Origin of the sequence: Rhodanobacter umsongensis (assembly GCF_042654965.1) — a bacterium.
GTDB classification, from domain to species: domain Bacteria; phylum Pseudomonadota; class Gammaproteobacteria; order Xanthomonadales; family Rhodanobacteraceae; genus Rhodanobacter; species Rhodanobacter umsongensis.
The window spans coordinates 1,069,422-1,089,691 of the sequence record NZ_JBHSMK010000002.1 but is presented as its reverse complement, the minus strand read 5'-3'; the positions used below and the strand labels follow the sequence as shown (position 1 = coordinate 1,089,691).

Genomic DNA, 20,270 nt, shown 5'->3' with positions numbered 1-20,270 from the left:
TTGCATGACAGTACTGGTGTTCGGCGGCAGCAGTCAGATCGGCCACTTCCTGCTGCCGCGACTGCTCGCCACCGGCGAGCAGGTACTGGCGCTGAGCCGGTATCCGCGCCCGCCGCTGGCCGGCGTGACGTGGGTGGTAGGCGCGCTGCCCGCCAACGTGCCGATATTGCCGCCGGTGTCGGCGATCATCAGTTTCGGCCCGCTGCCGGGGCTGGCCGAATGGCTGGCGCGGGCAGCCCTTGGCAATGCGCCGCGGGTGGTCGCCATCAGTTCGATGAGCGCGGAAACCAAGCGCGACTCCCGCGTGCCGGCCGAGCGCGGCATATCGCAGCAATTGCGCGATGGCGAGAAGGCGCTGGCTGCGGCGTGCGCGCGGCACGGCTGTGCGTGGACGGTGTTGCGGCCGACCCTGGTCTACGGCGCCGGCCTGGACAAGAGCCTCACCCCGATCGCCCGCCGTGCGTTGCGCCTGCGATTGTTTCCGCTGCCTTCGGCTCGTGGTCTGCGCCAGCCGGTGCACGCGGACGATATTGCGCAGGCGGTGATGGCCGCGCTCGAATGCCCGGCTGCGGCCGGGTGCATCCTGCCGATCGGCGGTGGCGAACGCCTGGCCGCCCGCGAGATGTTTGCGCGGGTGCGCCGCAGCCTGGCACGCAGCACCATGCCGCTGCCGCTGCCGGCATGGCTGTTGAGGCTGGGCCAGCATGCGCTGCCGCCGCTACGCGGCCCGCTGAGCCGCCTGCATGCCGACCTGGTGGCCGACAACGGCGAGCTGCAGCGACTGCTCGGCGTGCACCCCCGACCATTCCGGCCGGATTCCACCATGTGGACGCCGCCCGGGTAGGAGCTCAGCCTGTGCGCACTGCTCTTCGCTTCGATCGATATCGAGGCATGCGCAGGCGCGCGCCTGGTGCTTCCTCGATCGGCATTGCCCGCGTTTCGCCACAAAACTCCCGCTGCGTTCATATGCCCGCCGGGTGGCAGGCCCTATGATCGAACCCACTTGATTGCCGGGATTCCCCACGTTGGACTTCTTCACTCGCCTTCGTTCGTTCGCGCGCCGGAGCTGGCCGTGGCTGCGCATCCCGTTCTGGATCGGCATGGGCCTGCTCTTCGGCTTCGTGCTGCCGTACACGCTGGTGCTGAACAAGCGCGTGCAGGATCGCTTCAACGACCTGGTATTCGCCGTGCCCACCCGGGTCTATGCGCGACCGCTGCCGCTGGCGGCCGACATGCCGATGACCCCGGCCGCGCTGGAGCTTGAACTGACTTTCGCCGGCTACAGCAAGGACGGCCATGGCCAGGTCGCGGGCAGCTGGCTGAAACAGGGCGAGCGCTACACGATTACCTCGCGCGGCTACGCCGGCCCCGACGGCGGCGAGTTGCCCAAGCGCATCCGTGTCAGCCTCGGCAAGGGCACCGTGCAGTCGGTGCAGGACGCTGCCAGCGGCAAGAAGATCGCGCTGGCGCATCTGGATCCGGCGCGCATCGCCACGCTGTATGGCGCGACCCAGGAAGAGCGCCGCTTCGTCCACCTCGCCGACGTGCCGCCGCTGTTGCTGAGCGGTTTGCAGGCGGTCGAGGATCGCGATTTCAAGCATCACATCGGCATCGACTTCAGTGCCATCGCGCGCGCCGCATTCGCCAACCTGCGCGCCGGCCACACCGTGCAGGGCGGTTCCACGCTGACCCAGCAGCTGGTGCGCAACCTGTTCCTCAGTCGCGACCAGAACTTCACGCGCAAGATCAACGAAGCGCTGATGTCACTGCTGCTGGAGGCGCATTACAGCAAGGGACGGATCCTGGAGGCCTACGTCAACGACGTCTTCCTCGGCCAGCAGGGCAGCCAGGCGGTGCACGGTTTCGCGGCGGCCTCGGAGTTCTATTTCGGTCGCCGGCTCGAAGACCTGCGTCCGCAGGAGATCGCGCTGCTGGTCGGCATGGTGAAGGGGCCGAGCTATTACGACCCGCGCCGTTCACCGGAGCGCGCGTTGATCCGGCGCAACCTGGTGCTGCAGGAATTCGCCACCACCGGCCTGCTCACCGCCGCGCAGGAGAATGCCGCGCAGGCCGCGCCGCTGGACATCGTCAGCAACGGCCAGTTGCCGCACAACCGCTTCCCGGCCTTCATGCAACTGGTGCGCACGCAGATCATTGCCGACTTCGACGAGCAGGCCTTGCGCGACGGCAACCTGTCGATCTTCACCACGCTCGATCCCGCCGCGCAGTTGTATGCCGAACAGGCGATCACCAGCGCGATGAAGAGCCTGGGCAAGCGCGCCGATCCGCTGCAGGCCGCCGCGGTGGTGACCAACGCGCAGACCGGCAGCGTGCTGGCCGTCGTCGGCAGCCGCGACCCCGGCGACCAGGGCTTCAACCGCGCGCTCGATGCGCGCCGGCCGATCGGTTCGACGATCAAGCCGTTCGTCTATCTGGTGGCGCTGACCCAGCCGGATCGCTGGAATCTGGCCAGCCTGCTCGACGACAGCCCGATCAGCATGCGCCAGCCCGATGGCAGCGTGTGGACGCCGCAAAACGACGACAACCAGAGCCATGGCCAGTTGCCGATGGTCGACGCACTGGCCAAGTCCTGGAACCTTGCCACCATCCATCTGGGGCTCGCCGTCGGATTGCCGCGCATCCAGTCGTTCCTGCAGTCGTTCGGCTTGGCCGACGTGCATCCCAGCCCGTCGCTGCTGATCGGCGCCCTCGACCTCGCACCGCTGCAGCTGGCGCAGCTCTATCAGTATCTCGCGGCCGACGGCCATGCCCTGCCATTGGTGGCCGTGCGCGGCGTGGTGGACGGCAACGGCCGCACCATCAAGCGCTATCAGGTGCAGGGCGGCAGCGGCGAGTATCAGCAGGCCGTGCGCCTGACTACCTGGGCGATGCAGCAGGTGGCGGTGTACGGCACAGCCAGTTCGATCGGCAACTCCGGGTTGGCGTGGCTGCATGCCGCCGGCAAGACCGGCACCAGCAACGACACCCGCGACAGCTGGTTCGCCGGCTTCACCGGCGAGCACCTGGCGGTGTTCTGGATGGGGCGCGATGACAACAGATCGACGGGCCTGTTTGGCGCCACCGGCGCATTGCGCGCATGGCGCGACCTGTTTGCCAAGCTGCCGACACGGCCGTTGTCCACGTCGCCCGGCGACGGGCTGGAGATGGCCTGGATCAATCCGGCCGACGGCAAGCGCACCGACCCCCAGTGCACGGGCGCGCGGCAGGTTCCGGTCGTTGCCGGGTCGTTGTCCGCCGATACCGAAGGCTGCTTCTGGCAGGGCGTGCGAAGCCTGTTCGGTGGCGACAATCCCCCCGCCACCAGCAGCGCTCCCTCGGTGCCGGCTGACTCATCCATGCGGAATTGACCATGCGATTCTTGTACCGGAATGCCACGTTGCTGGTGGCGATCAGCCTGCTTGCCGGTTGCGGCATCCTGGCGACGACCCCCGACACGACCCGGCACTCGTCCGTGCCGGGCTATGACCTGGTCGCCGCGATTCGCGCCGCCGGCGATCGCGAAAAATCCATCATCGATGTCAATCCGCTGCGCGACCCCAGCGTTACCGCGCTGCAGGATGCCGCGCAACGCGACGAGCAGACCGGCAAGTATGCCGATGCGGCTGCCAGGCTGGACCAGGCGATCAGGCTCAGCCCGACGTCGCCCGACCTGCTGCAGGAGCGCGCGGAGATCGCCGTGCGCCTGCGCGATTTTGGTGCGGCCGAGAAGCTCGCCCACCAGTCATGGTCGCTGGGCCCAAAGCTCGGCCCGCTGTGCGCGCGCAACTGGCAGACCGTGGTCGAGATGCGCCTGCAGGCCAGCGACGTGGCCGGCGCACAGACCGCGCGGAAGTGGGTGCAGCAGTGCCACAAGGCGGGCATCCCACGCTACTGAGCGCCATCGTCCACGGCCCTTATCGTTCGATCGACGGCGCGGCGACGGCCTCCCGTAAACCGCCACAGGGCAAGATTCCGCCCAGCAACGGCAGGACGAAACCCGCGCCGAAGCGCTGGCGGGCAACCGCGATGCACGGGCATGGCTCGCTTCGCGGCGGCAACCAGGGGAGGCGGGAAAACGGCCAGCCCGCAGGCCGATGCAGCGCCAGCGCCAGCTACCGTCGACTACGCCCGCCTGCACTCGTTGCGACTCGCGCCGCGCCCCCGTCCATCCGCCGTCCTGCCAATGGCCGCGCTCAGAACAACGCCCCCAGCAACATCACGATGCCGACGATGCTCACCGCCCAGATCAGCGTGCGCAAGTACGGTATGCCGGCGGCGTAGGCCGGCAAATGGGCCAGCCGGGCCCAGAAATAGAGCTGGGCGCCGAGCACCGTCGCGCCATCGTGTCGCTGCAGCAGATGGGCGGCCAGCACGACGGCGAGAAACAACGGAAAGGTTTCGAGAAAATTGGCGCGGGCGCGATCGAGTCGCCCGCCGATGCCGGCAAGCGGCGGCTTCGCCTCGTCGCGCGCACCCGCGGCCCAGGCCAGTCCGCGCTGGCCGACTGAACAGATCGCGGCGAGCGCGATCTGCAGCAGGCCCAGCACGACGCTCCACATCAGCATGCTCAGTTCGGTCGTCATGATGCATTCCCCTGGCGAAGTTGCCGCATGGTGAACCATCGCCAGGGTGGCCGCCAGTGGGCGTCGTCAGGCGGCGCGTTTCATCCCCGCTCGCAGAAATTGCTCGACGCGCTGCAGCGGGATGCGGTCGCCGGCATCGGTGCCGTAGTAGGCGTCGACGAGGCGGCCGTGCTCGTCGATCAGAAAATCCGCGGGCATCAGGTTGCTGGTGCTGAGGCCGGCCAGGCCGACCAGCCGCATGCCCTTGAGCAAGGTGGGCACCCGCGTCGCGATCGCCTTCAGCTTGCGCCACAGCGAACGCTCGATGCCGTAGGTCTCGTGCGCGTCGGAGGTGGGGTCGGCGGCCAATGGAAATGGCCGCGGCCGATGCCCGGCAAAGCGCAGCACGTCCGCCTGCGACGCGCTGAACACGGCCACGATGTCGAGCCCACCGGCGGCGAGCTGCGCATGCTGGCTGGTGAGTTCGTAGATGCGGAAATTGCAGAACGGACAGGCAGCGTCGCGAAAGAACGACAGCAAGGTGAGCCGGCCGCGGCTGCTGATCATGATGGGCTGGCCATGGATGTCGACCAGATCAAGCGCGGGCGCCAGTGCGGGTGCGATCAATTTCACATTGGTTCTCCTTGGGCGGGCGGGGCATGCTGTCCAGTGGATGCGCCGGCGAGGGTCAAGGTTCCCATCGCGGTTTCGTCGCGCGCTTCCGCTCCGCCATACTTGGCGGATGACCCACCTCGATGACACCGAGTCCGACGACATCGGCACACTGCTCGGTGCCGATGGACCGTTCGCGCGCGAGCTGCCCAATTTCGCGCCGCGGCTTGCCCAGCAGGCGATGGCGCGGGCGGTGCAGCAGGCGATCGCCGGGCGCGACACGCTGATCGCCGAAGCCGGCACCGGCACCGGCAAGACGTTTGCCTACCTGGTGCCGGCGCTGCTGTCGGGCGAGCGGGTGATCATCTCCACCGGCACCAAGACGCTGCAGGACCAGCTGTACTTCCGCGACCTGCCGAAGGTGCGCTCGGTGCTGGGCGCGCGCCTGAAGACGGCGCTGCTGAAGGGCCGCGCGAATTACCTGTGCCTGTACCGGCTCGATCAGACCGTGCGCGAAGGCGCGACCTTCGAGCGCACGCAGGCGGCGCAGCTGGCGACAATCCGCGCGTGGTCGGCGCGCACGCGCCGCGGCGACCGGATGGAGCTGGCCGAGGTGCCGGAGGAATCGCCGCTGTGGCCGCGCGTTACCTCCACGCCGGAAAACTGCCTCGGCGTGGAGTGCCCGTTCTTCGAGGACTGCCACGTGGTGAAGGCGCGCCGCGAGGCGCTGGAAGCGGACGTGGTGGTGGTCAATCACCATTTGCTGTTCGCCGACCTGGCACTGAAGCAGGAGGGCTTCGGCGAGATCCTGCCCGGCGCGGCGGCGTTCATCCTCGACGAGGCGCACCAGATCCCCGAGCTGGCCGGGCAGTTCTTCTCGCAGAGCATCAGCGCACGCCAGCTCACCGACATGGCCAAGGACGTACTGACCGAATGCACCGGTATCACCGGCGCGATCGGCCTGCTGCTGGAACCGGTCGAAGCGCTGCAGGATGCGCTGCGCAAACTGCGCCTGGCACTGGAACCGCTGCCCACGCGCGGCGCGTTCCAGTTGCTGGAGGATCGCGCCGACGTGCGCGCCTCGCTGCACGAGCTGCGCGAGCTGCTGGCCACGCTGGAGGAGCTTCTCGCCTCGCAGGCCGAACGCTCGCGCGGCTTCGCCAACCTGCGCGAGCGCGCCGAGCTGTTCACCGAACGGCTGGAGCGCATCGTCGAATCGCATGGCGACCAGGACGTGCGCTGGTACGAAACCTTTCCACGCGGCTTCGCGCTGTACGCCACGCCGCTGGATCTGGCGGTGCCGATGCGCGGCCTGCGCGAGCGCACCCACGCGGCGTGGATCCATACCTCGGCCACGCTGTCGGTGGCCGGCAACTTCGACCACTTCGCCCGCCAACTCGGCCTCGACGATCCGCGCACACTGAGTCTGGGCAGCCCCTTCGACTATGCACGCCAGGGCCTGTGCTACCTGCCGCCGGACCTGCCAGATCCGAATGCGCGCGACTACACCGAGCAGGTGATCGAGTCCGTGCTGCCGGTGCTGCATGCCTCCAACGGCCGTGCGTTTCTGCTGTTCACCTCGCATCGCGCGCTGCGTCGCGCGGCCGAACTGCTGCAGGACAAGGTGCCGTGGCCGCTGTTCGTGCAGGGCACCGCGCCGCGTCCCCGGTTGCTGGAAGAGTTCCGCGCCAGCGGCCACGGCGTGCTGCTGGGTGCGGCGAGCTTCTGGGAAGGCGTGGACGTCGTCGGTGAGGCATTGAGCGTGGTGGTGATCGACAAGCTGCCGTTCGCCGCGCCCGACGATCCGGTGCTGATGGCGCGCCTCGCCGCACTGGAGCAATCCGGCATCAATCCATTCATGGGCTGGCAGGTGCCCAGCGCGGTGATCGCGCTGAAGCAGGGCGCCGGCCGCCTGATCCGCGACGTGCACGACCGCGGCGTGCTGGTGCTGTGCGACCCGCGCCTGACAAGCAAGGGTTATGGACGTCTATTCCTGGCCAGCCTGCCGCCGATGCCGCGCACGCGCGCGCTGGCCGACGTGCAGGTATTCTTCGCCAATGCCCTCTCCCCCGACGCGCGCGATGGAGGTGAGGGCCGGGCTGGGGTGTGAGGCTGGTCGCGCGTCGGACACCTCGGATCAGCCGCGCCCACGCCCCAACCCTCTTGCCTCGACGGTGTCGGGGAAGAGCAAGCCGACTTCAGCGAGGATCGAACGATGGCGAAAGTAACCGGGCTCGGCGGCGTCTTCTTCAAATCCCGCGATCCCGCCGCACTCTCGGCGTGGTACGCGAAACATCTGGGGCTGAGCGTCGAGGACTGGGGCGGCGTGCGCTTCAACGAAGACGAACAGCGTGCGGGCTACGCGCTGTGGTCGCCCTTTGCCGCCGGCACCACCTATTTCGGACCGGGCTCCCAGCCCTACATGATCAACTTCCGCGTCGATGATCTCGATGCGCTGCTGATGCAGCTGCGCAACGATGGCGTCGAGGTGGACGAGCGCATCGAGAGCAGCGAGTTCGGCCGCTTCGGCTGGATCACGGATCCCGAAGGCACACGCGTCGAACTGTGGCAGCCGGCGACGTAGGCCCGTGGAAAGCTGCCTGACGATCACACTCGATGCGATGAGCGCCGCTATGGAACCCGATCTGGCCACTGCCCCCGAACTGACCGGCGTGCTCGACGAACTGCGCCGCCGCGAGCCGATCTTCCACCGCCCGGAATACGGAACGTCCCGCGCCGATTTCGAGCGCATGACTGCCGCCGACTTCTGGGAAATCGGTGCCTCCGGGCGGCGCTACAGCCGCGCCCACATCCTCGACGTGCTGGACGCGCGACGCGATTCGCCCGAACCGGATGTATGGGAGACCTTCGGGTTCCACTGTCGCCGGCTCGCCACGGGTCTCTACCTGCTGACTTACACGTTGCGACAGGGTTCGCGGCTGACCCGGCGTTCGACCATCTGGCGACAGCTGCCTGACGGCTGGGAGATCGTGTTCCACCAGGGTACCGAAGTGGCTGCGGCCTGAGGCGTCAGTCCAGTGGGGCGCCGAAGCGCTCCCCGCGTGGCAGGTAATGATGATCGGGATTGAGCGAGGCGACCACGTAGCGCGAGCGTCCGACGATTTCGTCGCGCGGGAAGAAACCGAAGTAGCGCGAATCCATGCTGTTGTCGCGATCGTCGCCGAGCAGCAGGTACTGACTCCGCGGCACCGTCACCGGCCCGAAGTTGCTGGCCGGGCTTGGCCAGTTCAGCGACGGTCGTACCGCGTGACGCGTGACCGTGCGTATGGTGCGAAGCTTCATTGACACGACAAGGCCATCCTGCGCAACTGCTCCGCCGTTTCAGCATCGGCCGGCACGAACGCTTCCAGCGCCAGTTCAGCGAGGGTGATGTCGACCGGACTGCCAAAGACGGTGGTGGTGCTGAGCATGGAAAGCACGACGCCGTCGACCTCCAGTTGAATCGGTACGGCGATGGCGGCGGGTATGGCGACTTCGGCGGCCGCATCGAGTGATGGCGCGGGTAGTGCCTGCAATTCGCGCAACAGGACCATGAGTTGCGGGTCGTGGCTGGCATCGATTTGCTGGCGCAGGCGATGCAGCAGGTGGGCGCGCCATTGCTGCAGGTTTCGGATACGCGGAGCGAGGCCGGCGGGATGCAAGCTCAGACGCAATACATTCACCGGCGGCTGCAGCAGTTCGGGAGCCACGCCGGTCAACAGGCGCAGCGTGGCCTGGTTGCTGGCGACGAGTTGCCAGTGGCGATCGACGGCGAGCGCTGGATACGGCTCCAGCCCTTGCAGCAGCAGGTCGACAGTGGCTCGCGCGGTGGCGAGTGCGGGGTCGTCCAGCCGGCGCTCCTTGAACGCCGGGGCGAAGCCAGCGGCGATCAGCAGGACATTGCGCTCGCGCAGCGGCACGTCGAGATATTCGGCCAGGTGCAGGATCATGTCGCGGCTCGGTTGCGAGCGGCCCGACTCGACGAAGCTCAGGTGCCGGGTGGAGATTTCCGCGCCGCTGGCAAGGTCGAGCTGGCTCAGGCGTCGATGGCGCCGCCATTCTCGCAGCAGGTCGCCGACGGGGCGTGTGGTGTCGCTGGGCAGGGCGTTCATGGCGTGATGATGCCAGTGCGCGTCCGTGCCGTGGTGCGCGGCCGCGGTCATGCAGCTGCTTGTCGGTGCGAGGTTCCCGCGTGCACGGCGGTCGGCGTGTCCCGCATGAAGGCGAACATGTCGGCGACGAGTCGCTCGAAGTGTGTGTGATACAGGCCGTGCGGCGCGCCGGCGTATTCGAGGTAGCGACTATGCGGCACCAGCGCCGCGATGGCGCGGCCCTGTTGCACCGGCTCGCTGACGTCGCGGTCGCCATGCACGACGAGCAGCGGCACGTCGATGGCGCGCAGTTCGTCGCGTTGATCCACGTACTTGGCACGGAAGCACTCGATCAGCGCGTGCAGCGAGGCGTCGAGCACCATGTCGATGGTGTGACGAATGGTGTCCGGCGAGGTGCCGGTTTCGGCAGGCAGGAAGAAGCCGTCGGCGCTGTCGGCCAGCCATTTCGGCAGGTCGCGGCGCATGTCGGCCAGCACCGGTTCGGCGGTGACGCTGTCCATGCTGCAGGCGTCGCGGCTACCGTCGAGATAGCTTGCCGCCACCGGAGCCAGGTACACCACGCGGGCGATACGATCGCTGCCGTGGCGAGTGAGGTAGCGCGTGCATTCGCCGGTGGCCATCGAGTGGGCAACCAGGGTGACCTCGCGCAGATCCAGGTGATCGAGCAGTTCGGCCAGGTCGTCGGCGAGGCGGTCGTAGTGGTAGCCGCGGCCGGGATCGTCGGAACGGCCATGGCCGCGGCGATCCATCGCGATGCAGCGGCAACCCAGCGCGTTGAAGTACTGCATGTGCGATCCCCAGGCGCGCGAGTCCAGCGCCCACGAAGCGACGAACACGATGGGCCGGCCGCTGCCCCAGTCGCGATAGAAAAGGCGGGTGCGATCGCTGGTGTCGAAATGGCTCATGGCGAAAATCCTCTTGCGAAGGTGGCTATAACGGCGGTGCGTCGTCCTCAAGCGGCAACCGGCACCTTGTCGAGGAAGCCGTGCACCTGGCGGATGCGGCCCGCATCCAGCACGGCGACGTCGAAGCCGATCACCAGCGGTTCGTCCGCGCCCGGCTCGGCCAGGTGCCATTGGAAACGTGCGATATCGTGGTGCGCATCGACGTCGCCGGCTAGGGTGAATACATGGCCGGGGAACATGTCCTGCACCGCGGCGATGGTCGCGTCGATCGCCTCCCAGCCGCGCGCTTCGATCATGGGATCGACATAGGCGGCGTGTTCAGCGTAGACGTCTTCGATCAGCGCGCGGCGGCGCAACGGATCGGTCTCGTTCCAGCCTTGCAGATAGCGTTCGACGAGTTGGCGGGTGGCGGTCATGGCATGTGCTCCGTTGGTGGGTGGACACAGCTTGCGACCGGTTCGACGGTCTGGCGATTACGCCGCAGGTAATGGGATTCACGTTGCGCGACAGGCGAGGGTCGCCGGATTGCCCGCGTTTTTCCCGCGATTGCCCGCTGAGCTGCCGCGCCCATTGCTGCAATGGACGCTCCGAATGATTAAGGAGTGCAGGACATGGTCACATGGATACAGACGGTCACGGCCAAGGTGCTGGGGGCCAGCCGGTGCGCTTCGATCCGTTGGCCGATCGTGTCGGTACGTGGCCGAACGTGGTGGTGCCGATCGACCTGGATGTGCTGGCCGATCAGCCGATCGATGTCGACGCTGACGATGTACCTGACCTGCCGCATCGATTGGCACGCGTACGTACCGACGTCATCCGAACCGACCGAGGCGCCAGCCGCTATCATGGACAAATCATGAACCTGCTCGCGATCGAAACCGCCACCGAAGCCTGCTCCGTCGCCCTGATCCACGGTGACGAACTGATCGCCCGCAGCGAGATCGCGCCGCGCCGGCATACCGAGCTGGTATTGCCGATGGCCGACGCACTGCTGGCCGAAGCCGGCATCGGCCGCCATGCGCTGGATGCGATCGCGGTGGGCCGCGGCCCTGGCGCGTTCACCGGCGTGCGCCTGGGCGTGTCGCTGGCGCAGGGCATGGCGCTGGCGCTGGATCTGCCGGTGATCACCATTTCCTCGCTGGCCGCGCTGGCGCTGGAAGCGCCGGAGGAAGAAGGCACCGCGATCCTCGCCGTGATCGACGCGCGCATGGGCGAGATCTACGCCGCCTTCTACCGCCGCGACGACAATGGCGGCCTGATCGCACTGGACGAGGAGCGCATCTGTACCGCCGGGACGCTGGTGTTGCCCGAAGCCGCTGCCTGGCAGGTGGTCGGCACCGGCTGGGCCACCTACGCCACCTCGCTGAGCCAGCGCCTGACCGGCCTGTTGCACTCGGCGGATGGCCTGCGCTATCCGCAGGCCGCGCATGTCGCCGAGCTTGCGCTGCGCGAATTCCAGGCCGGCCACCTGCAGGCGCCCGAGCTGGCGTTGCCGGTGTACCTGCGCGACAAGGTGGCATTGACGCTGGTGGAGCAGGGCAAGGCGTGAATGGCCGCTGGCGCTGACCTCCGCCGGGATAGTGAATGACCAACGAATGAGTCGCGTGCTGCAAACTTTCATCAGCGAGCTGGAACAGGACCGGTCGCTGCGTGAACCGGATCGACTGCGTGAGCGCAGCCATGCGCTTGACCGCCTTGAGGCTTATTGCCTCGACGGGTCGCTTCACGAGGCTCATGCCGATGCGGCGGCGGAGGCGGGACTTCGCCACCGGATCGACATCTTGCGCGCCGAGCTTGAAGCCATCGACGGCCAGCTTTACCAGAGCATTCGCCTGGATATCCAGTGCGGCGCGGGGGCGCACAGGCTGCTCGAATGGGCGCACGCAACCGCTCCGGGTCACGCAGGCACTCCAGCCGATGGCGAAAGCTATGACCATCTCGACGGATTGGTCAGCGGCGTTCTGCAGATCGATGAACCCGAACTCCAGCTTGCCGGGCTGTCGGCAGAGATGGTGTTTTACCAACCCACGCCGGCGCGCCATATCTTCGACATGATCGCCCGCACGGCACTCGACGAGCGCGACGTGCTGATCGATCTCGGTTCCGGCCTGGGCCAGGTCCCCGTGCTGGCCGCCATCTGCACCGGCGCACGCTGCATCGGCATCGAATGGGAATCGGCCCATGTCGAGTGCGCGCAGCGCTGCGCCCGCGCACTGAATCTCGACCAGGTGACGTTCGTGCAGGGGGATGTGCGGGTGGCCGACCTGTCAGCCGGCACGGTGTTCTATCTGTACACGCCGTTCGAGGGCGCGATGCTGCGCGACGTGCTGGACCTGCTGCGGGCGGAGGCAGCCAGGCGCGCGATCCGCATCTGCACGCTCGGGCCCTGCACCGCAGCCATCGCGCGAGAGCGGTGGCTGCAGGCTGTCGGCCCGTGGGAGATGCATCGGCCTGCCGTGTTTCGCAGCGCTTGAATGCCTGGCGCTGCAGCCGTCACAGCTGCCCGATCACCCACTGCACCAGCAGGCTGCTCACTGCCACCGCGATCCACACGCCCAACCCCAGCAGGATCGGCCGCGCGCCGCTGGCGGCCATCTTGCGCAGGTTGGCGGACAGGCCGATCGCGGTGAGCGCCACGATGATCAGGAACTCGGCCAGCAGGTGGATCGCCGGCTGGATCGCCACGGGGATCAGGCCGGCGGTGCGTACCGCCGAGGCGACCAGGAACCACAGGATGAACCACGGGAAGATGCTGGCGAGGCTGAAGTGGCTGACGCTGCCGGCCTGCGCATGCTTGCGCTTCTCGCGGGCAGCGACCACGAAAGCGAGCACCAGGCAGACCGGGATGATCAGGGTGGCGCGGGTCAGCTTGACGATGGTGGCGTAGTCGCCGGCGGCGTGGCTGTAGCTGTAGCCGGCGGCAACCACCGAGGAGGTGTCGTTGATCGCGGTGCCGGCCCACAGGCCGAAGCCGAGGTCGGACAGATGCATCAAGTGGCCGAGCAGCGGGAACAGCAGCACGGCGACCAGGTTGAACAGGAAGATGGTGGAGATCGCGAACGCGGTGTCGTGGTCGTCGGGGCGGATGATGGGAACCACCGCGGCGATCGCCGAGCCGCCGCAGATCGCGGTGCCTACGCCGATCAGGATTCTCAGCTTGTCGTGCACGCCGAGCCAGCGGCCGAGCAACCACGCGGCGAGGAAGGCCACGGTCATCGTCACCAGGGTGACCGACAGCGACTCCAGGCCGGTCTTCGCGACTTGGTTGAGGCTGAGCCCGAAGCCCAGCGCGATGATCGACCACTGCAGCACCTTCTTGCCCGCAAACGCGATGCCCGGCGTGTAGCGCGCGCCAGGCGACAGCAGGTTGCGCACCACGATACCCAGCACGATGCCGATCACCGGCCCGCCGATCAGCGGCGCCCAGCGCCCCAGCAGCAGGGCCAGCAGGCCGATGCCTACCGCCAGCAGCAGGCCGGGCGCGCGCATGCGCAACGTGGGGCGGATCAGGGGGGCGATGGACGAGGTGGTCATGCATGGGCTCCGGCAATGCCGCCATTGTCCGCTGGCACATCAATCAGCAAAACTTGGAATATGTGATCGGATGTATAAGCCACGCTGATAACATCGGCTGATGATCAATATCAGCCCGCGCCAACTCGAGGTGTTCGTGCAGATCGCGCTGCATGGCAGCGTGCGTACCGCCGCCGGGCGATTGCACCTTACCCAGCCTGCGGCCAGCATGGCGCTGGCGGAGATGGAGCGGCAACTGGATGCGCCGGTGTTCGCGCGCGAACGCGGTCGCCTGCGCCTTAACGCACGCGGCCGCGAACTGCTGCCGCTGGCGCAGGAGTTGCTGGAGCGGCACGCCGAATTCGGCCGGCGTGGCCGTGAGGAAGGAGCGGCGCTGAGCGGCGAGTTGCGCATCGGCGCCAGCAATACGGTAGGCAATTACCGCGTAGGCGAATTGCTGGGCACGTTCGTGCGGGCGCATCCGCAGGTGGCGATTCGGCTGCGGGTGGCGAATACCGAAATGATCACGGCAGGCATGCTCGATCACAGTCTCGACATCGGCTGCGTCGAGGGGCCGGTGGCACACCCGTTGCTGCAAGTGCGGCCCTGGCGCGACGACCTGCTGGTGGTGTGCGCGCCGCCGGAGCATCCGCTGGCACGCAAGCGCAGCCTGAAGCCAGCCGATTTTGCCGGCGCCCGCTGGGTCCTGCGCGAACCCGGCTCGGCCACGCGCGCCACCAGCGAGCGCGTGCTGGCGCAGCTGCCGCCGGGCGAAACCGTGCTGGAACTGGACCAGATCGAGGCGATCAAGCAGGCCGTGGTGGCCGGGCTGGGCATCGCCTGCCTGCCGGCGGTGGCGGTCACCGATGCATTGGCGACCGGGCGGCTGAAGGCGCTGAAGACACCGTTCCTCGACCTGCGCCGAAAGCTCTCGCTGCTGCTGCACCGGCAGAAGTATCGCGGAGCGTTGCTGGACGCGTTTCTGGAGGGCATCGGCTTCGACGGCTGAGTCTGCCGCACGCGGCTACCCGCGAAATTCCCCCATCGGCTCCGGCGACCGGCGCCGGGAGCCCGCGGCGGGCTTACTGTTTCATCGCCACGAACGACATGGTGGTCCCGTGGAGCTTGTCACTGACGGCGATCTTCATCGTCTTGCCGTCGGCCGCGACCGTCATTTTCGAGACGCTGATGACCTTGCCGTCCCGCTTGTCGGTTTCCTGCAGGGCGTTCTTGCCGAGCTTCTTCACCGAGACGCTGGTGGTTCCGGGATCGCCCATGTAGGGCGCATCCGAGCCATCTGTTTTCGCGCTGTAGGACTGGCCGGTGGGGCTGGTCATGCTCAGGTTGTCGCCATCGACCTTGTAGGTGAAGGTCAGCGCGTTGTCCGAGACATCCCCGTAGCTCGTCGTTCGCCAGGAGCCGGACAGCGCATGTGCCCCGGCGGGACCCTTGGCAACACGGCTCATGGTGCCCTTGCCCGTCACCGGGTCGGCATTCGTGTTGCTGCTGTCGCTGAATTCGAACGCTGCAGTCTTCCCGTCGGGCGCCACCACGGTTTGCGACGTGGCGACGACCTTGCCGCCCTTCTTGTGCGTTTCCTGGACGGTGTGATCGTCGACGATCTTCACGGCAATCATGTCGAAATACGGATGGCCGGTGACTTTCTGATCCGTGCCGTCTGCCTTGATGGCTATCGGCGGGACGCAGGTCTTGCACTCGTACCTGCCATTCTGCAACAGCAGGACGTCCGGCTTCTGCGGCATCTTCGCCTTGCTCACGTCGATCTTCCAGGTGCCTTCGAAGGCATCCTGCGCTGCGGCCAGCGAGGGCATCAGGCATGCCCCCAGCAAGCCGCCGAGAAGTAGAGCGTATAGATATTTTTTCATGGTGGGGACTCCCTCTGGCCGTGATCGGTTTCGTGAGATGCGCGGAGGAGCCGTGCCGAAGTCCGGGCGGTCTGAACGCGCACACTGCTGCTTTCCCCTGGCCGCTGACAATGCGCCGGGAAATGTAAAGGGAGCTCGAACAATTCGTGACAAATTGGCAGTGACCGGAACGGTCAGTCGATGCCGTCGGAAACGATGAGCTTCAGCCCGGCGGCGCGCCCACGATGTCGTTCAACATCGCCTCGGCCTGCTCGTGCGTATGCGCGCGCAGCAACTGCGCGGCGTGGCGGCGCAGGTTGGCGTGGTCGAGCGTGCCGAGGCGGTCACGCACCTGCAGGATCTGCGCCGGGTGCATGCTGAATTCGTTGAGGCCAAGCAGCAGCAGCAGCGCGGTGAAGTTCACGTCACCGGCGATCTCGCCACACAGGCTGACCGGTTTCCCGGCGCGGCGGCCGGCGCTGAGCACGTGCGAGATCAGCCGCAGCAATGCCGGCTGCAGCGGGTTGTAGATGTTTTCCAGCGCGTCGTTGCCGCGGTCGGTGGCCAGCACGTACTGGGCCAGGTCATTGGTGCCGATGGCCAGGAAGTCGGCGTACTCCAGCAGGGCGCGCACGTTGATCGCTGCCGCCGGCACCTCGATCATGGCGCCCAGCGGCAGCTTCTCCGGCAGGTCGATGGCTTCGCGCTTCAGGTCCTGCCGCGCCAGCTTGAACAGCGTGCGCACCGCGATCAGTTCGTCCGGCTGGGTCACCATCGGCACCAGCACGCGCACCGGGCCGTAGCAGGCGGCGCGCAGGATCGCGCGGATCTGGGTGGTGAACACCGCCGGGTAGCGCAGCGACAGGCGCACGCCGCGCACGCCCAGCGCCGGATTGTCCTCGCCGCGCACCACCAGGCCGGCGGCGTCGGCCTTGTCTGCACCCAGATCCAGCGTGCGGATGGTCACCGGCAACCCGCCCATGCCCATCACCAGGTCGCGATAGGCGATGAACTGTTCGTCTTCGGACGGCAGCCCCTTGTGCTTGAGAAACAGGAATTCGGTGCGGTAGAGGCCGACGCCGTCGGCTCCGCGCGCGCGTGCCATGGCCACGTCGGCCGGCGTTTCGGCGTTGGCGAGAAGGCAGATATCGACGCCGTCGCGGGTGCGCGTGGGCGCATTGGCCAACTTGGCCAGGCGGCGCCCTTCGATCACTGCCTCGCGTTGCCAGGCGCGGTAGCGCGACAGATCCTGTGCGGTGGGGTGTACCACCGCTTCGCCACGTTCGGCATCGAGCAGGATCAGGTCGTCATCATGGATGTTCGACAGCGCATCGCGCGCGCCCACCAGCATCGGCAGGCCGAGGCTGCGCGCCAGGATCGCGCTGTGCGAATACACACTGCCGGAGCTGGCGACCACGCCGAGCAGCCCGTTGCCGGCCAGCTGCGCCATGTCGGCCGGCGCGATGGTGTCGGCGATCAGGATCTCGCCCACGCGCGCGGCCAGCTTGCGTTCCTCCGGGCTGGTCTGCCGCTGCAGCGCGGAGATCACCCGGTTGATCACCTGCTCGACGTCTTCCTTGCGACTACGCAGATAGGGATCGTCCATCGCCTCGAACACCGCCGAGAGCCGATCGCGCTGCTTTTTCAGTGCGGCGCCCGGGCGATAGTGGCCGATGCGCACCAGGTCGTCGAGGCCGCGCAGCAGCTCGGCATCGTCCAGCAGCAGACTGTGCGCGTCGATGAACTCGTTGACCTCCCGCGCCAGCGCGCCGTGGAGCTTGCCGCGCAGCTCGTGCAGTTCCTGCCGTGCCGTGTCCAGCGCGCGATGCAGCAGTTCGAGCTGCTCGTCGATCTCGTCCTCGGCCAGCGGCCGGGTATCGACGCTGTACCGGCTCGGCTGCACCAGCCGGGCGCGGCCGAGCGCCATGCCGTGTGCCGCAACCGTGCCGTTGAGCAGATGCCTCATGGATGGCTCCCTGCGGAGGCAGGAGCCGGGCATCGGACATCAGGGCTCGCCGAAAGCTCGGCGCGCGCGGGCCGGCATTTCACCGTAAGCCTCATGCTCCCGGCTTTGCTCGTTACCGATGCCCGATGCCCCATGCCCATGTGGATCACGCTCCCTCGTCGAACTTTCGCTCGAACAGTGCGGCCACCGCAGCCAGCGCGGCCTGCTCGTCCGGACCCTCGGCGCGGATGGTCAGCGTGCTGCCGAGCCCGGCAGCCAGCATCATCACACCCATGATGCTCTGCGCGTTGACCTCGCGGCCCTTGCTGATCAGCCATACGGTGGCCTTGAAACCCTGCACCAGTTGCACCAGTTTGGCCGAGGCGCGGGCGTGCAGGCCGAGTTTGTTGGTGATGACAACTTCCTGCTCAAGCATGATCGATGAAGATTCCCCCGCGGCCACCGCTGGCGGCGATTTCGGCCAGTTCGTCCAGTGGTTTTTCCGCATAGTTGAGTACGCGCAGCAGCATCGGCAGGTTGAGGCCGGAGACGCAGCGAAGATGGATGCCCAAAGCGCCGAGCGACAATCCGATGTTGCATGGCGTCGCGCCATAGAGATCGGCCAGGATCAGCACGCCGTCGCCCTGGTCCAGTTCACGCGCGTGGTGTGCGGTGAGCGTGCGCATCACGTCGGGGTCGGCTTCGGGTGGCACCTCGACCGCCGCCACCCGCAGCGGCAGCCGCGGCATCACGTGATGCGCGGCGGAGATCAGCGCCTTGCCGACCGCCTCGTGCGTCATCAGCAGCACGCCGACGCTCATGCGTGGCGACCTGCGGCGAAAGGGCAAGCCGGCGTGCCCATCATTCGAGCTCGCGATGGAAGGTGAGCACGCCTTCGCGACGATCGCGATAGTACGCGGCGAGCTTCTCGACCAGGTAGACCGAACGATGCCGGCCGCCGGTGCAACCGACCGAGATGGTCACGTAGCTGCGATCGTCCTGCTCGAAACGCGGCAGCCAGGCGTCCAGCCAGCGCGCGGTGTCGGTGAAGTACTCGCCGACGAGAGGTTCCGCGTCGAGGAATTCGCGCACCGCGGCGTCCTTTCCCGACAACGGACGCAGGCGCGGATGCCAATGCGGATTCGGCAGGCAGCGCGCGTCGAACACGAAATCCGCATCCAGCGGCAGGCCGCGGCGGAAGGCGAACGACTGGAACATCAACGTGAGCCCTTCGGTCGCCTGGGCGTAGCCGGTGGCGACCAGGCGACGCAACTGGTGCACGTTGAGCTCGCTGGAGTCGATCACCTTTTCGGCGATGGCCATCAGCGGGCGCAGCAGCCGGCGTTCTTCCACGATCGCGTCGGCCAGCGACAGCCCGCGGGTGGCCAGCGGATGGCGCCGGCGGGTTTCCGAATAGCGCTTGATCAGCACCTCGTCGCGGCAGTCCAGGAAAATCAGGTGCACCTGCACGCCGGCCGCGGCCAGGTCCGACAGCACGGTCGGCATGTGGGCGAAATCGGTGCCGCGGTTGCGCACGTCCACGCCCACCGCGATGCGCCGGTGCTTGCTGTTGCCCTCGATCACCGCGTTGACCAATTGCGGCACCAGGGCCGAAGGCAGGTTGTCGACGCAATAAAACTCCAGGTCCTCCAGCGCACGCAGCGCCACCGTCTTGCCGCCGCCGGACATTCCGGTCAGCACGATCAGGTGGATCTCGCGCGGATCAACCAGCGGATTGATCTGGGACTTGCTGTTGTCGCTCATGCGTTCACCATGGAGGCAGCCGGCGCAACTGGTGTGCCTGGCGATCTATGAAGGTCTGCGCCGGATCGATGCCTTTGCTCTTGAGCGCGTGACTGCGCACGGCGGCCTCGACCAGCACCGACAGGTTGCGTCCGGAGGCCACCGGAATGGTGATCATCGGTACCTGCACGTCGAATATCTCGCGATGGCCGATGTCGCCGGTAAGCCGGGTCAGTGCATCGCTGTCCTCGCCGTCCCGCAGGGGCTTGAGGTGGATCACCAGGCGCAGGTATTTGGACGGCTTGACCGACATGTGACCGAACATCTCGCGCACGTTCAGCACGCCCAGGCCGCGCACTTCCAGCAGATCCTGCAGCAGTTCCGGACAATTGCCGTCGATCACGTCCGGGGCGATAAGGGTGAACTCGGTGGCGTCGTCGGCCACCAGTCGGTGCCCGCGGCTGATCAGTTCCAGCGCCAGCTCGCTCTTGCCGGAGCCGGCTTCGCCGGTGATCAGCACGCCGATCGAGAACACTTCCAGAAACACGCCATGCAGGGTGGTCTTGGCTGCCAGCATGCGCGCCAGATGGTATTGCAGATAGGTCAGCAGCTCGTGGCCGCGCTTGGGGCTGATCCATAGCGGCGTGTTGGTTTCCTCGGCGACCTCGCGCAGGTCGGCTGGCACGGTCTGGTCCTTGGTCACGATCAGCGCCACCGGCTGGTAGGCGGCGACCTTGTGCATGACCTCCCAGCGCTGGCGCGAGTCCAGCGAATCGAGGAAATTCAGCTCCTCCGACCCGATGATCTGGATCTTGTTCGGGTAGATGACGTTGAGGTAGCCAATCAACGATGGCCGGCGCGCCTGCGCCGCGCCCGGCTCGAGCACGCGTGATTCCCCGCGCATGCCCGACACCCAGCGCAGGGCCATGCGTTCGTGGACGCCATCGTAGAGTTGTCGTGCGCTGATGCGGTCCAAGCGAAGATCCTTTGCGCCGCAAGGGAAGCCCGGTGGG

22 protein-coding genes are annotated in these 20,270 nt (G+C 67.2%); 9 read left to right on the top strand and 13 right to left on the bottom strand.

Annotated features, from left to right (window positions below; translation table 11 throughout):
* Nucleotides 1-4: 4 nt before the first annotated feature.
* From ACFPME_RS05255 to ACFPME_RS05245, 3 genes are all read left to right on the top strand, one after another.
* The gene (locus ACFPME_RS05255) at nt 5-844 is read left to right on the top strand and encodes an SDR family oxidoreductase (protein ID WP_377302724.1); all 840 of its coding nucleotides are present in this window, start codon (nt 5-7) and stop codon (nt 842-844) included.
* 181 nt (nt 845-1,025) lie between these two features.
* Nucleotides 1,026-3,368 (top strand): penicillin-binding protein 1B, encoded by a 2,343-nt coding sequence (mrcB, locus tag ACFPME_RS05250; protein WP_377302722.1) that lies wholly within the window; start codon nt 1,026-1,028, stop codon nt 3,366-3,368.
* A 2-nt stretch (nt 3,369-3,370) separates the two neighbouring features.
* On the top strand, nt 3,371-3,895 hold the full coding sequence (locus tag ACFPME_RS05245) for a tetratricopeptide repeat protein (RefSeq protein ID WP_377302720.1): 525 nt from the start codon (nt 3,371-3,373) through the stop codon (nt 3,893-3,895).
* Nucleotides 3,896-4,193: 298 nt separating this feature from the next.
* Here the strand turns inward: ACFPME_RS05245 and ACFPME_RS05240 are convergent, their stop codons facing one another.
* Nucleotides 4,194-4,583 (bottom strand): MAPEG family protein, encoded by a 390-nt coding sequence (locus ACFPME_RS05240; protein ID WP_377302718.1) that lies wholly within the window; start codon nt 4,581-4,583, stop codon nt 4,194-4,196.
* A gap of 66 nt (nt 4,584-4,649) precedes the next feature.
* On the bottom strand, nt 4,650-5,195 hold the full coding sequence (locus tag ACFPME_RS05235) for a redoxin domain-containing protein (protein ID WP_377302716.1): 546 nt from the start codon (nt 5,193-5,195) through the stop codon (nt 4,650-4,652).
* 109 nt (nt 5,196-5,304) lie between these two features.
* Between ACFPME_RS05235 and ACFPME_RS05230 the strand changes: the two genes are divergently transcribed.
* From ACFPME_RS05230 to ACFPME_RS05220, 3 genes are all read left to right on the top strand, one after another.
* Nucleotides 5,305-7,284: an ATP-dependent DNA helicase gene (locus ACFPME_RS05230; RefSeq protein WP_377302714.1), complete on the top strand. Its 1,980-nt coding sequence runs from the start codon at nt 5,305-5,307 to the stop codon at nt 7,282-7,284.
* Between the two features lie 105 nt (nt 7,285-7,389).
* Nucleotides 7,390-7,758 (top strand): VOC family protein, encoded by a 369-nt coding sequence (locus tag ACFPME_RS05225; RefSeq protein ID WP_377302712.1) that lies wholly within the window; start codon nt 7,390-7,392, stop codon nt 7,756-7,758.
* Nucleotides 7,759-7,807: 49 nt separating this feature from the next.
* A complete protein-coding gene (locus tag ACFPME_RS05220) occupies nt 7,808-8,200 on the top strand; it encodes a nuclear transport factor 2 family protein (protein ID WP_377302710.1) in 393 nt (130 codons plus the stop codon).
* A 4-nt stretch (nt 8,201-8,204) separates the two neighbouring features.
* Here the strand turns inward: ACFPME_RS05220 and lepB are convergent, their stop codons facing one another.
* The 4 genes from lepB to ACFPME_RS05200 are packed head-to-tail and all read right to left on the bottom strand — an operon-like array spanning nt 8,205 to nt 10,607.
* Nucleotides 8,205-8,477 (bottom strand): signal peptidase I, encoded by a 273-nt coding sequence (gene lepB / locus ACFPME_RS05215; protein WP_377302861.1) that lies wholly within the window; start codon nt 8,475-8,477, stop codon nt 8,205-8,207.
* Nucleotides 8,474-9,337 carry a helix-turn-helix domain-containing protein gene (locus ACFPME_RS05210; protein ID WP_377302708.1) on the bottom strand — a complete coding sequence of 288 codons (864 nt, stop codon included), beginning with the start codon at nt 9,335-9,337 and terminating at the stop codon, nt 8,474-8,476. The genes lepB and ACFPME_RS05210 overlap by 4 nt, the downstream gene beginning before the upstream one ends.
* Complete coding sequence (locus ACFPME_RS05205; protein WP_377302706.1) at nt 9,334-10,191, bottom strand: alpha/beta fold hydrolase; 858 nt, start codon at nt 10,189-10,191, stop codon at nt 9,334-9,336. Before ACFPME_RS05205 ends, ACFPME_RS05210 begins: the two co-directional genes overlap by 4 nt.
* A 47-nt stretch (nt 10,192-10,238) precedes the next feature.
* Nucleotides 10,239-10,607, bottom strand: a complete 369-nt coding sequence (locus ACFPME_RS05200) for a nuclear transport factor 2 family protein (RefSeq protein WP_377302704.1) — start codon at nt 10,605-10,607, stop codon at nt 10,239-10,241.
* Nucleotides 10,608-11,047: 440 nt separating this feature from the next.
* On the opposite strand from ACFPME_RS05200, the gene tsaB reads away from it, so the two are divergent.
* Together tsaB and ACFPME_RS05190 are read left to right on the top strand one after the other, a co-directional pair.
* Nucleotides 11,048-11,740 (top strand): tRNA (adenosine(37)-N6)-threonylcarbamoyltransferase complex dimerization subunit type 1 TsaB, encoded by a 693-nt coding sequence (tsaB, locus tag ACFPME_RS05195; protein WP_377302859.1) that lies wholly within the window; start codon nt 11,048-11,050, stop codon nt 11,738-11,740.
* Nucleotides 11,741-11,786: 46 nt separating this feature from the next.
* Nucleotides 11,787-12,665, top strand: a complete 879-nt coding sequence (locus ACFPME_RS05190; protein WP_377302702.1) for a class I SAM-dependent RNA methyltransferase — start codon at nt 11,787-11,789, stop codon at nt 12,663-12,665.
* A 19-nt stretch (nt 12,666-12,684) separates the two neighbouring features.
* Here the strand turns inward: ACFPME_RS05190 and ACFPME_RS05185 are convergent, their stop codons facing one another.
* Nucleotides 12,685-13,725 (bottom strand): YeiH family protein, encoded by a 1,041-nt coding sequence (locus tag ACFPME_RS05185; protein ID WP_377302700.1) that lies wholly within the window; start codon nt 13,723-13,725, stop codon nt 12,685-12,687.
* Between the two features lie 100 nt (nt 13,726-13,825).
* Here ACFPME_RS05185 and ACFPME_RS05180 point away from each other — a divergent pair, with 100 nt between their 5' ends.
* Entirely contained in the window at nt 13,826-14,713 is an 888-nt protein-coding gene (locus tag ACFPME_RS05180; RefSeq protein ID WP_377302698.1) for a LysR family transcriptional regulator, read from the top strand.
* Between the two features lie 73 nt (nt 14,714-14,786).
* Here the strand turns inward: ACFPME_RS05180 and ACFPME_RS05175 are convergent, their stop codons facing one another.
* From ACFPME_RS05175 to hprK, 6 genes are all read right to left on the bottom strand, one after another.
* Nucleotides 14,787-15,536, bottom strand: coding sequence for a hypothetical protein (locus tag ACFPME_RS05175; RefSeq protein ID WP_377302696.1), 750 nt, complete (start codon nt 15,534-15,536; stop codon nt 14,787-14,789).
* 256 nt (nt 15,537-15,792) lie between these two features.
* Nucleotides 15,793-17,535 (bottom strand): phosphoenolpyruvate--protein phosphotransferase, encoded by a 1,743-nt coding sequence (gene ptsP, locus ACFPME_RS05170; protein WP_377302694.1) that lies wholly within the window; start codon nt 17,533-17,535, stop codon nt 15,793-15,795.
* Nucleotides 17,536-17,680: 145 nt separating this feature from the next.
* On the bottom strand, nt 17,681-17,950 hold the full coding sequence (locus tag ACFPME_RS05165) for an HPr family phosphocarrier protein (protein ID WP_377302692.1): 270 nt from the start codon (nt 17,948-17,950) through the stop codon (nt 17,681-17,683).
* The gene (locus ACFPME_RS05160; RefSeq protein WP_377302690.1) at nt 17,943-18,335 is read right to left on the bottom strand and encodes a PTS sugar transporter subunit IIA; all 393 of its coding nucleotides are present in this window, start codon (nt 18,333-18,335) and stop codon (nt 17,943-17,945) included. Before ACFPME_RS05160 ends, ACFPME_RS05165 begins: the two co-directional genes overlap by 8 nt.
* Nucleotides 18,336-18,375: 40 nt before the next feature.
* Nucleotides 18,376-19,278 (bottom strand): RNase adapter RapZ, encoded by a 903-nt coding sequence (gene rapZ / locus ACFPME_RS05155; protein WP_377302688.1) that lies wholly within the window; start codon nt 19,276-19,278, stop codon nt 18,376-18,378.
* A gap of 4 nt (nt 19,279-19,282) precedes the next feature.
* The gene (gene hprK, locus ACFPME_RS05150) at nt 19,283-20,233 is read right to left on the bottom strand and encodes an HPr(Ser) kinase/phosphatase (RefSeq protein ID WP_377302686.1); all 951 of its coding nucleotides are present in this window, start codon (nt 20,231-20,233) and stop codon (nt 19,283-19,285) included.
* Nucleotides 20,234-20,270 lie beyond the last annotated feature (37 nt).

Bases quoted from the DNA above. Each gene is read 5' to 3' on its own strand.
- ACFPME_RS05255 (WP_377302724.1), top strand. From the start codon at position 5: ATGACAGTACTGGTGTTCGGCGGCAGCAGTCAGATCGGCCACTTCCTG.
- rapZ (WP_377302688.1), bottom strand. From the start codon at position 19,278: ATGAGCGACAACAGCAAGTCCCAGATCAATCCGCTGGTTGATCCGCGC.
- tsaB (WP_377302859.1), top strand. From the start codon at position 11,048: ATGAACCTGCTCGCGATCGAAACCGCCACCGAAGCCTGCTCCGTCGCC.
- ACFPME_RS05185 (WP_377302700.1), bottom strand. From the start codon at position 13,725: ATGACCACCTCGTCCATCGCCCCCCTGATCCGCCCCACGTTGCGCATG.
- ptsP (WP_377302694.1), bottom strand. From the start codon at position 17,535: ATGAGGCATCTGCTCAACGGCACGGTTGCGGCACACGGCATGGCGCTC.
- ACFPME_RS05165 (WP_377302692.1), bottom strand. From the start codon at position 17,950: ATGCTTGAGCAGGAAGTTGTCATCACCAACAAACTCGGCCTGCACGCC.
- ACFPME_RS05225 (WP_377302712.1), top strand. From the start codon at position 7,390: ATGGCGAAAGTAACCGGGCTCGGCGGCGTCTTCTTCAAATCCCGCGAT.
- ACFPME_RS05245 (WP_377302720.1), top strand. From the start codon at position 3,371: ATGCGATTCTTGTACCGGAATGCCACGTTGCTGGTGGCGATCAGCCTG.
- lepB (WP_377302861.1), bottom strand. From the start codon at position 8,477: ATGAAGCTTCGCACCATACGCACGGTCACGCGTCACGCGGTACGACCG.
- ACFPME_RS05220 (WP_377302710.1), top strand. From the start codon at position 7,808: ATGGAACCCGATCTGGCCACTGCCCCCGAACTGACCGGCGTGCTCGAC.
- ACFPME_RS05205 (WP_377302706.1), bottom strand. From the start codon at position 10,191: ATGAGCCATTTCGACACCAGCGATCGCACCCGCCTTTTCTATCGCGAC.
- ACFPME_RS05240 (WP_377302718.1), bottom strand. From the start codon at position 4,583: ATGACGACCGAACTGAGCATGCTGATGTGGAGCGTCGTGCTGGGCCTG.
- ACFPME_RS05180 (WP_377302698.1), top strand. From the start codon at position 13,826: ATGATCAATATCAGCCCGCGCCAACTCGAGGTGTTCGTGCAGATCGCG.
- ACFPME_RS05210 (WP_377302708.1), bottom strand. From the start codon at position 9,337: ATGACCGCGGCCGCGCACCACGGCACGGACGCGCACTGGCATCATCAC.
- ACFPME_RS05160 (WP_377302690.1), bottom strand. From the start codon at position 18,335: ATGAGCGTCGGCGTGCTGCTGATGACGCACGAGGCGGTCGGCAAGGCG.
- ACFPME_RS05190 (WP_377302702.1), top strand. From the start codon at position 11,787: ATGAGTCGCGTGCTGCAAACTTTCATCAGCGAGCTGGAACAGGACCGG.
- ACFPME_RS05175 (WP_377302696.1), bottom strand. From the start codon at position 15,536: ATGCCCTCGCTGGCCGCAGCGCAGGATGCCTTCGAAGGCACCTGGAAG.
- ACFPME_RS05230 (WP_377302714.1), top strand. From the start codon at position 5,305: ATGACCCACCTCGATGACACCGAGTCCGACGACATCGGCACACTGCTC.
- ACFPME_RS05200 (WP_377302704.1), bottom strand. From the start codon at position 10,607: ATGACCGCCACCCGCCAACTCGTCGAACGCTATCTGCAAGGCTGGAAC.